This is a genomic window from Nonomuraea sp. CA-141351 (assembly GCF_050944675.1).
Classification (GTDB): domain Bacteria; phylum Actinomycetota; class Actinomycetes; order Streptosporangiales; family Streptosporangiaceae; genus Nonomuraea.
The window spans coordinates 5,241,582-5,255,463 of the sequence record NZ_CP191982.1 but is presented as its reverse complement, the minus strand read 5'-3'; the positions used below and the strand labels follow the sequence as shown (position 1 = coordinate 5,255,463).

At 71.8% G+C, this 13,882-nt stretch carries 15 protein-coding genes; 5 read left to right on the top strand and 10 right to left on the bottom strand.

The window, feature by feature from the left end; genetic code table 11:
- Nucleotides 1–95 precede the first annotated feature (95 nt).
- On the bottom strand, nt 96–602 hold the full coding sequence (locus ACQPWU_RS24825) for a methyltransferase family protein (RefSeq protein ID WP_433444065.1): 507 nt from the start codon (nt 600–602) through the stop codon (nt 96–98).
- Nucleotides 603–701: 99 nt separating this feature from the next.
- Between ACQPWU_RS24825 and ACQPWU_RS24820 the strand changes: the two genes are divergently transcribed.
- Both ACQPWU_RS24820 and ACQPWU_RS24815 read left to right on the top strand, forming a co-directional pair.
- Nucleotides 702–1,643 carry a MerR family transcriptional regulator gene (locus ACQPWU_RS24820; RefSeq protein WP_433444063.1) on the top strand — a complete coding sequence of 314 codons (942 nt, stop codon included), beginning with the start codon at nt 702–704 and terminating at the stop codon, nt 1,641–1,643.
- Nucleotides 1,644–1,776: 133 nt separating this feature from the next.
- A complete protein-coding gene (locus ACQPWU_RS24815; RefSeq protein ID WP_433444061.1) occupies nt 1,777–2,340 on the top strand; it encodes a type II toxin-antitoxin system prevent-host-death family antitoxin in 564 nt (187 codons plus the stop codon).
- Here the strand turns inward: ACQPWU_RS24815 and ACQPWU_RS24810 are convergent.
- A complete protein-coding gene (locus ACQPWU_RS24810) occupies nt 2,295–2,486 on the bottom strand; it encodes a DUF1918 domain-containing protein (protein ID WP_433444059.1) in 192 nt (63 codons plus the stop codon). The two genes, ACQPWU_RS24815 and ACQPWU_RS24810, sit on opposite strands and share 46 nt — an antisense overlap.
- A 113-nt stretch (nt 2,487–2,599) precedes the next feature.
- Between ACQPWU_RS24810 and ACQPWU_RS24805 the strand changes: the two genes are divergently transcribed.
- The 3 genes from ACQPWU_RS24805 to ACQPWU_RS24795 all read left to right on the top strand — a co-directional run bounded on the left by ACQPWU_RS24805 (nt 2,600) and on the right by ACQPWU_RS24795 (nt 5,098).
- The gene (locus ACQPWU_RS24805) at nt 2,600–3,619 is read left to right on the top strand and encodes a zinc-dependent alcohol dehydrogenase (protein WP_433444057.1); all 1,020 of its coding nucleotides are present in this window, start codon (nt 2,600–2,602) and stop codon (nt 3,617–3,619) included.
- Nucleotides 3,620–3,755: 136 nt separating this feature from the next.
- Entirely contained in the window at nt 3,756–4,292 is a 537-nt protein-coding gene (locus ACQPWU_RS24800) for a GNAT family N-acetyltransferase (RefSeq protein ID WP_433444055.1), read from the top strand.
- Between the two features lie 44 nt (nt 4,293–4,336).
- A complete protein-coding gene (locus tag ACQPWU_RS24795; RefSeq protein ID WP_433444053.1) occupies nt 4,337–5,098 on the top strand; it encodes an SDR family NAD(P)-dependent oxidoreductase in 762 nt (253 codons plus the stop codon).
- An 81-nt stretch (nt 5,099–5,179) separates the two neighbouring features.
- On the opposite strand, the gene ACQPWU_RS24790 is transcribed toward ACQPWU_RS24795, so the two are convergent.
- Genes ACQPWU_RS24790 through ACQPWU_RS24755 form a run of 8 tightly spaced genes read right to left on the bottom strand, consistent with a single transcriptional unit; the run spans nt 5,180 to nt 13,855 of the window.
- Nucleotides 5,180–6,610: an aldehyde dehydrogenase family protein gene (locus tag ACQPWU_RS24790; protein WP_433444051.1), complete on the bottom strand. Its 1,431-nt coding sequence runs from the start codon at nt 6,608–6,610 to the stop codon at nt 5,180–5,182.
- Entirely contained in the window at nt 6,607–7,758 is a 1,152-nt protein-coding gene (locus ACQPWU_RS24785; RefSeq protein ID WP_433444049.1) for a P1 family peptidase, read from the bottom strand. Before ACQPWU_RS24785 ends, ACQPWU_RS24790 begins: the two co-directional genes overlap by 4 nt.
- Complete coding sequence (locus tag ACQPWU_RS24780) at nt 7,758–8,930, bottom strand: M20 family metallopeptidase (RefSeq protein WP_433444047.1); 1,173 nt, start codon at nt 8,928–8,930, stop codon at nt 7,758–7,760. Before ACQPWU_RS24780 ends, ACQPWU_RS24785 begins: the two co-directional genes overlap by 1 nt.
- Nucleotides 8,927–9,727 (bottom strand): ATP-binding cassette domain-containing protein, encoded by an 801-nt coding sequence (locus ACQPWU_RS24775; protein ID WP_433444045.1) that lies wholly within the window; start codon nt 9,725–9,727, stop codon nt 8,927–8,929. The genes ACQPWU_RS24780 and ACQPWU_RS24775 overlap by 4 nt, the downstream gene beginning before the upstream one ends.
- Nucleotides 9,696–10,610, bottom strand: coding sequence for an ABC transporter ATP-binding protein (locus tag ACQPWU_RS24770; protein WP_433444043.1), 915 nt, complete (start codon nt 10,608–10,610; stop codon nt 9,696–9,698). Before ACQPWU_RS24770 ends, ACQPWU_RS24775 begins: the two co-directional genes overlap by 32 nt.
- Entirely contained in the window at nt 10,597–11,430 is an 834-nt protein-coding gene (locus tag ACQPWU_RS24765; protein WP_433444041.1) for an ABC transporter permease, read from the bottom strand. The genes ACQPWU_RS24770 and ACQPWU_RS24765 overlap by 14 nt, the downstream gene beginning before the upstream one ends.
- Nucleotides 11,427–12,365, bottom strand: a complete 939-nt coding sequence (locus ACQPWU_RS24760; RefSeq protein WP_433444039.1) for an ABC transporter permease — start codon at nt 12,363–12,365, stop codon at nt 11,427–11,429. Before ACQPWU_RS24760 ends, ACQPWU_RS24765 begins: the two co-directional genes overlap by 4 nt.
- The gene (locus ACQPWU_RS24755) at nt 12,362–13,855 is read right to left on the bottom strand and encodes an ABC transporter substrate-binding protein (protein ID WP_433444037.1); all 1,494 of its coding nucleotides are present in this window, start codon (nt 13,853–13,855) and stop codon (nt 12,362–12,364) included. Before ACQPWU_RS24755 ends, ACQPWU_RS24760 begins: the two co-directional genes overlap by 4 nt.
- Between the last annotated feature and the right edge of the window lie 27 nt (nt 13,856–13,882).

The following is a 13,882-nucleotide window of genomic DNA, read 5'->3' as shown; positions in this document are numbered from 1 at the left end:
GACCGGTGTAATTCATCCCATCAGAAACATAGGTCACGATGCGACCATATTTCCTCACTGGTAGTCAAACTTGTCCGGACATGGGACCCCAATTTTCACGAACGGTACGGATGCACGGTCGGCCACCAGCCGGGAACGCGGGCCTTGTACCGCTCGTAGTCGGCGCCGAACGTCCTGCTCAGGTGCGGCTCCTCGTACCAGTGGACGAACGCGTAGACGGGGATCGCCATCACGGCGACGTAGACGAGCAGCCACGGGTCGCCGAAGATCATGGCCTGGCCGATGACTGCGCCGAAGATCGCGACGTACATGGGGTTGCGTACGTACCGGTAGAGCCCGCCGACCACCAGCCGGTCGGGCGGCGCGACCGGGACGGGCGTCCCGAGCCCTTCCACCACGAACCTGACGAAGGCGTTGACCAGCACGGCCAGCCCCGCGAGCGCGAGGATCGCGCCGAGCGCCCTGATCGGGATCATGACCGGGTCGGGGAAGGGGTCGCGCAGGCGCCACCCGCTGATCCAGTACGGGACGAGGACGGCGACGGTGCCGGGCGCGACGACGAAGAAGGCGGAGCTGACGACGGCTGCAGGCGTTTTGCGCATGGCTCGCTCCTTAATTCACTACTTAATGAGTTTAATAAGTGGCACAAAACACCGTCAACCGGTTGAGTCTCCATTTAGGGGAGACACGAAGGTGGGGGCATGGCGCACTACTCGATCGGCGAGCTGGCCCGGCGCACCGGGCTGACCGTCAAGACCATCCGGTTCTACTCCGATCGCGGGATCGTGCCGCCTGCCGACCGCAGCCCCGCCGGATACCGCCGCTACGGCGTCGACGCCGTCGCACGCCTGGAGCTCGTACGGACACTGCGCGACCTGGGGCTCGACCTTCCCACGATCCAGCAGGTCGTGGACCGGGAGGTCTCGCTCTCCGAGGTCGCCGCGGCGCACGCCGACGCGCTGGCCGTGCAGATCCGCACGCTCCACCTGCGGCGCGCGGTGCTCGCGGCGGTGGCCAGGCGCGGCTCCAGCCCCGAGGAAATGGATCTCATGCACAGACTGGCCCGACTCTCCGAGGACGAACGCCGCCGCCTCGTCGCCGACTTCCTGGACGCCGCCTTCGACGGTCTGACCACCGTCCCGGGCTTCGCCGGGATCATGGGCTCGATGACGCCCGAGCTGCCCGACGACCCGTCGCCCGAGCAGTTGGAGGCGTGGGTGGAGCTGGCGGAGCTGACGCAGGACCCGGACTTCCGCACCGCCCTCCGCCGCACGGCCGAGCACCACGTGGGTTCGCAGGCTCCTGCTCCCCCGCGCCCCGGCGCCGCCGCACTGGCTCGCGACCACGCCCGTCCCGCCCTGTCGGCAGGCATCGATCCGGCCTCACCCCAGGCGGATCGCGTGGTGGCGGCGGTCGCTGCCCGGTACGCGCACGACCGCGGCCTCCCCGACTCCCCCGCGCTGCGGCGGCGGCTGCTGGCCCAGTTGGAGAGCGCGAACGACCCGCGCAGGGAGCGCTACCTCGAGCTGCTGGCGGTGATCAACGGCTGGGCCGCCCCCGAGAGCCTGGTCCCCGCCCTCGACTGGTGCACCGCGGCCCTCCGCACCCGGCTACCGGCCGAGGACGGCGCGGCCTCCCGGTGAGGAGGTCCCGTACGGTTTCGCCCGCGGCCGCCACGTGGAGGCCGTCCTCGCCGAGGCCGGGTTCGACGAGCGGCAGGCGGTCAGATCGTAAGGCGGCTTGCAGAAGTTTTGTAAGACGCCTTACGATCTTCGGATGATCGACGCCGAACGCCCCCCGTACGACGAGCTGGTGGCCCGCCACGGCGCCCCGCTCGGCGTCGAGGACGCCCGCGCACGCTGGGGCGCCCTCGTGAGCGGCGCCAGGAGCGGCGCCACCACCCTCATCACCCGTGAGCGCTGGGAGTGGGCCGCGCTGGTCCCGCTTTCGGAGGTGTCGGGGATGCTGAGCGGCCTGCCCGTGCTGTCGCTCTCGACGGCCCGCGGGAAGCTGGGAGACCTCGTACGGCAGGTCGCCCAGCCGTACGACGAGACGCCCGTGCTGCTGACCCGCCACCGCACCCCGGTCGCCGGCCTGATCGCTGCCCGCCGCCTGCTCGACAGGCCGGCTCCGCGACGCCGCGCGGACCCCGACGCGCTCCTGCGTGCCGGCCACACCATCACCCTGACCCTCGATCCCTGGGAACGGGTCATCGCCACCGCCTGCGACGGGGACGGCAACGAGATCGCCATCGGCTCGGCCGGCAGCGCGGCCGGAGCGCTCAGGTCGCTCGGCTATGAGGGCTCGGGCGGGTGGACCACGGCGTCGGGTCCCGGGTAGACGAGCTCTTCGTGCCCGTCGTCGAACCGGACGAAGAACGGCGGCGCCCCGTTCTCGCCCCGGACCTCGATGATCTCGCCCTTCCTGTCTCCCTGGCCGACGATGTGACCGTGGACGATCAGGATGTCACCGACGCTCGCGTGCATGATGGGTCCTCTCAGTCGGACTGTGGCAACTTCGAGGTTCCTTCCCACATTGCACCAGGGAGGATCGCGACGCCGTCGACGCGGCGGGGCCGGTGCTGTTAGCGTCTGCCGCCATGCGCGCCTTCGTCATCACAGGTCCGGGACGTGCGGAGGTCCAGGAGGTCGAGCCGCCCGCACCGCACGAGGGCGAGGTGGTGGTCGAGGTCGAGCGGGCCGGGGTGTGCGGCACGGACATGGAGTTCTACTCGGGCGCGATGACGTACCTGAGCACGGGAGAGGCACGTTATCCCGTACGGATCGGCCACGAGTGGGCCGGGATCGTGCGCGAGGTCGGCGACGGCGTGGATCCCGCCTGGCTGGGCCGCCGCGTCACCGGAGACACGATGCTGGGGTGCGGGCGGTGCACGCGCTGCGGGGCGGGCAGGCAGCACCTGTGCGCCGGCCGGTACGAGATCGGCGTCCGCCACGGCTGGCCCGGCGCGCTGGCCGAACGCCTGCCGGTGCCCGCCCGCGCGCTCCAGCCGCTGCCCGGCACGGTCGATGCCACGCTCGGCGCGCTGGTGGAGCCGGGCGGGAACGCGCTGAGGGCCGTACGCGCCGCCGCCCTGGCGCCCGGCGAGCGCCTGCTGGTCATCGGGCCGGGCACGATCGGGCTGCTGGCGGCCCTGATCGCGGCGGCGCAGGGCGTGGAGGTCCACCTCCTGGGCCTCACGGAGCGTTCGCTGGACTTCGCCCGCTCGCTGGGCTTCCCCCGCACCTGGACGACCCCGCCCTCCGAGCCGTTCGACGCGGTGATCGACGCCTCGAACGGCCCCGGCTCCCCCGCCCTCGCCCTGGAGCTCGTCGAGCCGGGACGGCACGTGGTCTTCATCGGGCTGTCGGCGGACCCCAGCCCGGTCGACACGCGGCGGCTCGTGCTGAAGGACGTCACGGCCGTCGGGATCCTCAGCGCGTCCGGCGGCCTGGCAGGGGCCACCGACCTGTACGCGTCCGGCCAGGTCGATCCCCGGCCCCTGGTCGCGGCCACCGTCTCGCTGGACGAGGCGGCCATGGTGCTGGCCGGGGAACGGCTCCCGCAATGGGGCGGCGCCCCGAAGATCCACATAGACCCTCGCCTCCGCCGTCCCCGGTAGCCTCCGTGCGCGTGAAGGTGGTCCTCTTCGAGGCGATGGGCGTCCTGTACCGGTACGGGAACGTACAGGGGCTACCGGGCTGCGCGCTGCCGAAAACCTGTCGAGCCGCCGCCTCCGGGTGTCTAGCGTTTTGCGGGTGGACATCTACCTGGAGACCGAGCGGCTGATCCTGCGCCGCTTCACCGAGTCCGACGCCGACGACCTCTTCGCGCTCCACAACGACCCGGAGGTCATGGAGTTCCTCAACGGCGGCAAGCCCACGCCGCGCGAGGAGATCGTCGAGGAGACGCTGCCCTGGTTCATCACGCACGGCTTCTTCGTGGCCGTCGAGAAGCCGTCGGGAACGTTCCTCGGCTGGTTCCACCTGCGGGCACGCAAGGACGAGCCGGACGACGAGCCGGAGCTGGGCTACCGGCTGCACAAGTCCGCCTGGGGCAAGGGGTACGCGACCGAGGGCTCGCTCGCGCTGGTCGACAAGGCGTTCCGTGAGCTGGGCGCGCGCCGGGTCTACGCCCAGACGATGGCCGTGAACGTGCGGTCGCGGCGGGTCATGGAGAAGAGCGGGCTGCAGCACACCCGCACGTTCCACCTGGAATGGGACGAGCCACTGCCGGGCACCGAGCACGGCGAGGTGGAGTACGAGCTGACGCGCGCCGATTGGGAGACCCGCTGACCCCAACCTGGTGCACTGGTCGGACCAGTCGCTAGGGTGCCTCCATGGGATATGACGCGCTGTTCCGCCTGGATGGGCGGCGGGCCGTGGTGATCGGGGCAGGAAGCGGGATCGGCAGGGAGGCGGCGCTGGCGCTGGCCGCCCACGGGGCTTCGGTGGTGTGCGCCGACCGCGATCTGGACTCGGCGGAGAAGACCGCGGCCGCATGCGGTGGGGCCGCCCGGCTGCTCGACGTGCTGGACGCCGCGGAGGTGCGCAGGGCGGCCGAGGAGGAGCCCGCCGACGTGCTGGTGTTCACCGCCGCCACGAACGTCCGCAAGCGGCTGCTCGACTACTCCGGCGAGGAGTTCGACCGGGTGGTCGGCCTGAACCTGCGCGCCTCGTTCGACGTGGTGCGCGCGTTCGGGGCGGGCATGGTCGAGCGGGGGCGCGGGTCGATCATCGGGTTCGCGTCGATCCGCGCGTCCGTGACCGAGCCCGGGCAGAGCGTCTACTCGGCCACCAAGGCGGGCCTCGTGCAGCTGCTGCGCACGGCCGCCGCCGAGTTCGGGCCGCACGGGGTGCGGGTCAACGCCATCGCGCCCGGCGTCGTGGAGACGCCGCTGACCAAGCAGATCAAGGACAACCCCGGCTGGTACGACGCGTACGCCGCCAAGAGCGCCCTCGGCCGGTGGGCGAGGGCGGAGGAGATGGCCGGGGCGGTGGTCTACCTGGCGAGCGACGCGGCGAGCTTCGTGACCGGCTCCGTGCTGTACGTGGACGGCGGCTGGACGGCCGTGGACGGCCGCTTCGACCCGCCCAACTAGGCGGCGGCAGAACGCCGGTCGTGCACGGTCCCGGATTTCCACGACCGTGCACGACCCGGCGGAACGCGGGTCCGATGCCCGCTATGAGGGCCGGATGATGGCCATTCTGGTCACGGTCAGCTCCTCGATGGCGAACCGCGGACCCTCGCGCCCGATGCCGGAGTCCTTCACGCCGCCGTACGGCATGTTGTCCGCCCTGAACCCCGGCACCTCGTTGACCACCACTCCCCCTGCCTCGATCCGCTCGATCGCGGCGAAGGCCGTGGCCAGCGACCGGGTGAAGACCGCCGCGTGCAGGCCGTACCTGGACCGGTTCACGGCGGCGAAGGCGGCGTCGAGGTCGGGCACCGAGCGCACGACCACCACGGGCCCGAAGATCTCCTCGTCCCAGGCTGCGGCCCCGTCGGCGACGCCGGCGAGCACGGTCGGGGCGATGGCCCGGCCCTCGCGGTGCCCGCCCGTGACCGGCTCGCCGCCCGACTCGGAGATCCACTCCAGGACGCGGTCGGTGGCGGCCTGGTCGATCAGCGGGGCGACGCGGGTCTCCGGCAGGCGGGGGTCGCCGACGGTGACGTTCTTGACGCGCTCGGCCAGCAGGGACACGAACCGCTCGCGTACGGGCTCCTCGACCAGCACCCGCTGGACGGAGATGCACGCCTGGCCGGAGGCGTAGTAGCCGCCGCGCACGACGGCGTCGGCGGCGGCCTCCAGGTCGGCGTCGGCCGCCACGACGAGCGCGGCGTTCGACCCCAGCTCCAGCAGGACCTTCGTGGGGGCGGCGTTGCGGGCGATGGCGTGCCCGGCGGCGGCCGAGCCGGTGAACGAGACCGCGCCGATCCGCCGGTCCTCCACCAGCGTCCGGCCGACCTCGACGTCCCCGGTGACGAGCTGCACGGCTCGCGGGGGGAGCGCGTTCGCCGAGCGGATGAGGTGTACCAGCCAGAGCGTGGCCAGCGGCGTCGTGGGGGCGGGCTTGACGATCACGGGGCAGCCCGCGGCCACGGCGGGGGCGATCTTGTGGGCGGCGAGGAGCAGGGGGTAGTTGAAGCCGGTGATCCCGACGACCACCCCGATCGGGCGGCGCGTCCAGAACCCGATCAGGCCCTCGCCCGAGGGCAGGAGGTCGAGCGGGACGGTCTCGCCGTGCAGCCTGGCCACCTCCTCGGCGGCCGTGACGAGGGTGACGAGCGTCCTGGCGACCTCGACCTTGCAGTCGGCCAGGGGCTTGCCGGTCTCGAGCACCAGCAGGCGCTCGAACTCCTCGCGGTTGGCCTCGACGGCGTCGTGGGCCTTCATGAGGGCGGCACGGCGGGCGTGCGACGGCAGCGCCGCCATGGCGGGCGCCACGGCGAGCGCCTCGTCCAGGGCCCGCTCGGCGAGGGCCTTCGTGCCCCTCGGGGCCTTCGCCACCGGGGAGCCGTCGTAGGGGAAGGTGATGTCGTCGGTCTCCGCCGTCTCCACCCATCCGTCGCCGATGGGCAGGCCGGACGGCCATGCGATGTCGATGGTCATGGCTGCTTCCGTAGAGCGCTGGGGAACACGTCGAGGTACGCGGGCGCGTCCTCGCGACCGGTGGCGGCGAGGACGGCGTGCGCGATGGCGCGGCTGAACACGTCGGCTCCGGCGGCCAGGACCTCTTGGAGGGTGTCGTGGCCGGGCTCGGGGCGGGCGCAGGTGGCCAGGCCGAAGATCGTGTCGCCGTCGGTCATGGTGTGGGCCGGTCTGATCGCCCTGGCCAGGCCGTCGTGGGCGACCGCTGCGAGCTTGCCGCACTGGGCCTTGGTGAGGGTGAGGTCGGTGGCCACCACGCCGATGGTGGTGTTGAACGACGGGGCGTTCTCGGGGTGCCATGCGTCGAGCTCCGCCTGGCGTGGGGGTTGGAGGTGGTCGAACTCGCCGGGGAGACCGTACCTGGCGCCCGCGACGGTGCCGTCCCGGGGGTCGAGGACCGCGCCCACGGGGTTGGCGACGACGAGCGCGGCCACAGTGGTGCCGTCCTGGAGCACGACGCTCGCCGTCCCCACGCCACCGGCCAGGCCACCCGCCCGTGCCCCGGTGCCCGCTCCGATCGACCCGCTCGCCGCCGGGGTCGCCGTCCTTTCGGAGAGCCCCCCGGCGCCGTCCGGCGACCCGCCGTGCAGAGGCCCCTTCCTCTTTCTTCTCCCCAAGGGGACACCGGCCGCCAGCGGCGGGAGAGCGTCCACCTGACCGTCCGGGGTCGCGGTTCCGAGGGGGAAGGGTGCGGCGGCGTCGTAGGCGGCCGTGCCCAGGGACGCGTCGGGGACGGCGCGGAACGTGCCACCGCGCCCGAGGTCGAAGATGACCGCGGCCGGGACGATGGGCACCACGCCGCCGGCCACCGGGTACCCGATGCCCGCGTCGGCCAGCCGGTCCACCACCCCGCAGGCCGCCGACAGCCCGTACGCGCTCCCGCCGGTCAGCACCACGGCATGGACACGCGACACGAGGTTGCGCGGATCCAGGAGCTCCGTCTCGCGAGTCCCAGGCGCGGCGCCCCGGACGTCAACCCCCGCCACGGCCCCTGAGGGAGGGGTCAGGACGACGGTGGTGCCCGTGAGGTAGCCGCCCCCGACCCGCTGCGCGTGGCCGACCCGGAGGCCGGCCACGTCGACCAGCGAGTTGGAGGGCCCGGGACGCATCAGAAGTCACCGTTCAAGAACCGCCGGGCCGCCTCGGCGAAGACGCGGGTGCACTGGACGATCTCGGCGACCTCGACGAACTCGTCCGCCTGGTGCGCGATCCACTTCCCGCCGGGCCCGTACACGACCGACGGGATCCCGCCCCAGTGCGTCAGCACGGTCCCGTCCGTGGACCCGGGCACCCCGCCGTAGACCGGCTCCGCGCCGGTGACGGAACGGTGGGCGGCGGCCAGCGCGGCCACCACCGGGTCGGACACGGGCACGTTCACCGGCGGCCGGTCCACCAGCACCGACACCTCGGCCGCGATCCCGTCGTAGGAGGCCAGCGAGGCCACCCGGTCGGCGATCAGCTTGTGCTCGACCCCGGGGATCGTCCGCACGTCCACGTACACCGACGCGACAGCCGGGATCACGTTGACCTGCTCCTCGGAGCCGGCTTGCAGCACGGTCGGCGTGACGTACACCTCGCCGAGGTGCTCGTGCGCCGGATGGTGGCCCTGCAGCTCCTCCTGCAGCGACCTCAGCCCCACCAGCAGCGAGCCCACCGCCGGGAGGGGGTTGCGGCCGTGCTGCGGCATCGCGCCGTGCGCCATCTTGCCGGTGAAGTCCACCCGCAGCCGCAGCGCCCCCTTGGCCACCGCGCAGATCTCGCCTGCCTCGGGCTCGGCCACGATCGCGCCGTCCACGTCGGCGGTGAGCCCCTCGGAGACGAAGTGGTGAGCGCCGATCATGAGGCCTTCCTCGTCGGCCAGCGCGCACACCTTGATCCGCCCGGGGAACGGTCCAGCCAGCTGCAGCGCCCGGGTGGCGTAGAGGGTGGCGGCCAGGCCGGACTTCATGTCGGCGCTGCCCCGCCCCCACAACTTCCCGTCGCTGATCTCCCCGCCGAACGGGTTTACGGTCCAGGTGGACAGGTCGCCCTCGGTCACCACGTCCGTGTGGCCCTCGAACATCAGCGTCGGGCCGTCACCGCCGCCGCCCTCGACCACGGCCACCACGTTGGGCCGGTCGGGCTCGACCTCGTACACGGTGGGCTCCCAGCCCCATTCCCGCATCCTGGCCGCCACCAGCTCGGCGGCGGCCCGCTCACGCCGCCCGGGGTCGTTGGTGCTGGGGATCCGCACCAGCGCCTGGGTGAACTCCACCACTCCGTCGGCATCGACGTCGATCAAAACAATCCCTCCAGAGTCGGTACGGCCTGCAGCAACGTACGCGTGTAGGGGTGGGCGGGCGCGGCCCAGACCTCGTCCACCGGCCCGTCCTCCACGATCTCCCCGTGGCTCATGACCGCGACCGTCTCGCACACGTGCCGCACCACGGACAGGTCGTGCGAGACGAAGACGAGCGTGAGCCCCAGCTCGTCCACGAGGTCGGCGAGCAGGTTGAGTATCTGCCCGCGTACGGAGACGTCCAGGGCGCTCACCGGCTCGTCGGCGACCAGCACCTTCGGCCGGGGGGCGAGCGCGCGGGCGATGGCGATGCGCTGCCGCTGCCCGCCGGAGAACTGGTGCGGGTACCGGTCGGCGGCCGACGCGGGCAGCCCGACCCCCTCCAGCAGCTCGGCCACGCGGTCACCGACCGGCAGGCCGAGGGCGGCGAGCGGCTCGGCGACGAGGTCGCGCACGCGCATGCGGGGGTCGAGCGAGCTCATCGGGTCCTGGAAGACGATCTGGAGGTTCTCCCGGAGGAAGCGCAGCCGCCGCTCCGGCCTGCCGGCGATCTCCTGGCCGTCGAAGCGGATGGATCCGCTGGTCGGCTGGTCGAGGCCGCAGAGCAGGCGCAGCAGCGTCGACTTGCCCGAGCCGGACTCGCCCACGATGCCGTACCGCTCGCCCCTCCTCACCGTGAGGGAGACCTCCTTGAGCGCCTGCACGGCGGCGGCCGGCTTGGTGAGCGAGGTGCGGGGCCGGTGGTAGACGCGGCTGACGTTCCGGGCCTCAATCAGCGGGGTGCCAGCATGCGAAGGCATGGACGTCTCCTGTCAGCGCCGGTACGTCGTCGCACTTGGTGGTGGCGTGCGGGCAGCGGTTCCTGAAGACGCAGCCGTCGGGGAACTGCCCGGCCGGTGGCACGCTGCCCTTGATGGTGGGCAGCCGGGTGCCGCGCGGGGTGAGCTTGGAGGCGGCCAGCAGGCCCTCGGTGTAGCGGTGGCGGGGGCTGGTGAAGACCTCGCCGATGGGGCCGCTCTCGACGACGCGTCCGCCGTACATGACCAGGACCCGCTCGCAGACGGAGGCGACGACGGCGAGGTCGTGGGTGATGAACAGCAGCGCGGGCGCGACCTCGGCGATCAGCTCCAGCATCTGCTTCTGCACGGTGACGTCGAGCGCCGTGGTGGGCTCGTCGCAGATGAGCAGCTCGGGCTCGTTGGCCAGGGCGATGGCGAGCATGACGCGCTGCCGCTGGCCGCCGGAGAGCTGGTGCGGGTACGCGCGGGCGATCTGCGCGGGCTCGGGCAGGCGTACGCGTTCCAGCAGGTGGAGCGCCCGTTCGCGGGCCTCCTGGCGGGAGCGGCCGTGCAGGGTCATGACCTCGGCGACCTGGGCGCCGATGCGCATGAGCGGGTTCAGCGCGGTCATCGGCTCCTGGAAGACCATGGAGACGTCCTGGCCGCGCAGGCGCTTCAAGCGGCTCTCCGGCACGCCGACCAGGTCGTGCTCGCCCATCCTTGCCTTGCCCGTGGCGGTGACGCCCTCCGGGAGCAGGCCCATGAGCGACAGCGCGGTCAGGGACTTGCCGGAGCCGGACTCGCCGATCAGCCCGACCCGTTCGCCGGGCGCGATGGCGAACGACACCTCGTGGACGAGCTCCAGCTCGTCCGCCCGTACGGTCAGCCCCTCAACTCTCAGCACGGATCCTCCTGAGCTTCGGGTCGAGGTAGTCACGCAGTCCGTCGCCCAGGAGGTTGAAGCCGAGCACGGCCAGTGCGATCGCCAGGCCCGGCCAGAGGGCCAGGCGCGGGGTCGAGAACAGCAGCTCCTGCGACTCCTGCAGCATCCGCCCCCACGACGGGGTCGGCGGGCGGGTGCCGAAGCCGAGGAACGACAGCGCCGCCTCGGCCAGGATCGCGATCGCGAACGACACCGACGCCTGGACAATGAGCACGGAGCCGATGTTCGGCAGCACGTGCCGCACGGCGATGGCCGTGCGGCGGCGCCCGGCGGCCCTGGCGGCGAGGATGTAGTCGGTCACCATGACCTGGAGCGTGGCGGCGCGCGCCACCCGGGCGAACGCGGGCACGGTGGCCACGCCGATCGCGATCATCGCGGTGAGCGTGCCCGCCCCGTAGACCGCGCCGAGCATGACGGCCAGCAGCAGCGCCGGGAACGCGAACACCAGGTCGTTGACCCGCATGATCAGCTCGGAGAGCCAGCCGCGCGGCGTCATCCCGGCGACCACGCCGAGCGGCGTGCCGATGACGGCGGCGATGCCGACGGCCACGATGCCGACGTAGAGGGTGGTCCTGGCGCCGACCATGAGCTGGCTGAACGTGTCGCGGCCGAACTTGTCGGCCCCCAGGAGGTAGCCGCCGCCCGGCTGCTGGAGCTTGCGCGCGGCGTCCACGAGCGTCGGGTCGTGCGGCGTCCAGAAGAACGACACGACCGCCGCCAGCACCACGAGCCCGACCAGCACTCCGCCGGCCACCAGCCCGGCGTTGATCCGGCCCCTCATCGCAGCCTCGGGTCGAGCAGGTGGTAGGCCACGTCCACCACGAAATTGATCAGCAGCACGGCCACCACCAGCACCATCACCACGCCTTGAACGAGCAGCAGGTCGCGCCCGGCGACGCCGTTGAGCAGCAGGTCGCCGAGGCCGGGGATGACGAAGACCCGCTCGACCACGACCGCGCCGATCAGGAGTGTGGCCAGTTGCAGGCCGAGCACGGTGACGACGGGGATCGAGGCGTTGCGCAGGCCGTGCCGCCACAGGGCGCCGGTGCTGCCCCTGCCCTTGGCCCGGGCCGTGCGCAGGTAGTCCTCGCGCATCACGTCGAGCACGGCGCTGCGCACGTACCGGGTGAGCACCGCGCCCTGCACGAGCCCGAGCGACAACCACGGCAGCAGCAGGCTGCGCAGCCACTCCCCCGGGTTCTCGGCGATCGGCACGTAGCCGCCGGACGGCAGCGCCTGGGCCTGCACGGCGAACACGAACACCAGCAGGATGCCCGCCAGGAACGCCGGGATCGCGATGCCGACCTGGCTGACCGCGCTGATGGCCGCCCCGAGGGGGTTGCGGTGGTGCACGGCGGCGAACGTGCCCAGCGGCACCGCGATGGCCAGCGCCACCGCCATGCCGCCGAGCACGAGCACGGCCGTGACGCCGAGCCGGTCGCTGATCTGCGGGCCGATGGGCGAGCTCGTCACGTACGAGGTGCCGAAGTCGCCGTGGACGAGCCCGCCGAACCAGTCGAGGAACTGCACGACCGGCGCCCGGTCGGTGCCGAACTGCTTGCGCAGCGCCGCCACCGCGTCGGGGGTGGCGTTCACGCCGAGCGCGATCTCGGCCGGGTCGCCGGGCAGCAGGGCCATGAACGCGAACACCACCACGCCGGCCACGGCGGTGCTCGCGACGAGCACCGCCAGGCGTTTGATCAGGTAAAGCGTCACTGCTGCTTGGAGAGTGCGGTGAAGTCGAAGGACTCGGCGATGGCGTTCTTCGGCAGCCCGGTGACGCCCTTCTTCGCCACGATCAGGTTCGGGAAGAGGAAGAGCCAGTCGGCCGCCGCGTCGTCGGACAGCAGCTTGGCGGCCTTCTTCAGGTCGTCGGTCTGCTGCTGCTCGGTGCCCTCGTCGGCGGAGGCGAGCAGCTTGCCGAACTCGGGGTTGTCGTAGCGGAAGTAGTACGACTTATCGGCAAATATGCCCATGTCGCGGGGTTCGACGTGATTGATGATGGACAAGTCGTAGTCGCCTTGCTTGAACACCACGTCCAGCCAGCGGGCCGGGAACTCCAGGGGCTCGATCTCGGCGTTGATGCCCACCTGCGCGAGCTGCGACTTGACGACCTGGGCGCTTGCCACCGCGTACGGCAGGTTGGGGATGCGCATCTTGACGCTGAGCGTCTTGCCGCCGAGCAGCTGCTTGGCCTTGGCCGGGTCGTACGGGTAGTCGCCCGTGCGGTCCTCGTACCAGGGGTCGGTGGGCGGCACCATCGAGCCGATCAGCTGGCCGCGCCCGGCCCAGGCGGTCTCCAGCAGCGCCTTGTGGTCGATCGCGTAGCGGACGGCCTGCCTGGCCTTCTTGTCGTCGAACGGCGGGCGGCTGTTGTTCATCGACAGCACGACCTCGCCGTTCGTGGTGCCCTCGACCGTCTGGAAGCGGTTGGGGTCGGCGAACTGCTGCAGCGACTCCGGCGCCTGCACACTGGAGATGACGTCGATGCCGCCGGTCAGCAGCGCGTTGTTCATCGCCGTGGCGTCCTTGAAGTACTTCAGCGTGATCGACGACAGCGACGGCTTCGTGCCCCAGTAGGAGGGGTTCGCGCTGAGCTGGATGGAGTCGCCGCGCCGCCACGAGCCGAGCGTGTACGGGCCGGTGCCGACGGGCTTGTTGGCCAGGTCGGCGACCCCGGTCCGGCTGAACATGGCACCGAGCCTGGTGGCCATCGAGTAGAGGAAGCCGTTGCTCGGCTTCTTGAGCGTGACGACGGCGGTGGAGTCGTCCTTCTTCTCCACCTTGTCGACGACGTCGAGCTGGGCCTTGATCTTGAGCTTCCAGTCCGTCTTCACCCGGTCGAGCGAGAACACCACGTCGTCGGCCGTGAACGGCGCGCCGCTGCTGAACTTGACGTTCTTGCGCAACGTGAACGTGTAGGTCTTCCGGTCGGGCGAGACCTCCCACTTCTCGGCGAGCAGCGGCACGATCTTGCCGTCCTGGTCGAGCTTGACCAGGCCCTCGTAGACGTTGACCAGCAGCGCCTGGGGAATGGCGGCGCCCTCGGTCGAGGTGAAGTCCAGGTTCGCGGGCTCGGCCACGAATCCCACGGACAACGTCTGGGTCTGGGGAGTGGAGCTGCCACCGCCGCTGGAGGTGCCGCCACAGGCGGCCGTGGCCAGCAGGAGACCGCCGGCGGCGATCCAGATCCCGATTCGCCTCATGTCTTACAGCCTCCTGGCTAGTGCACT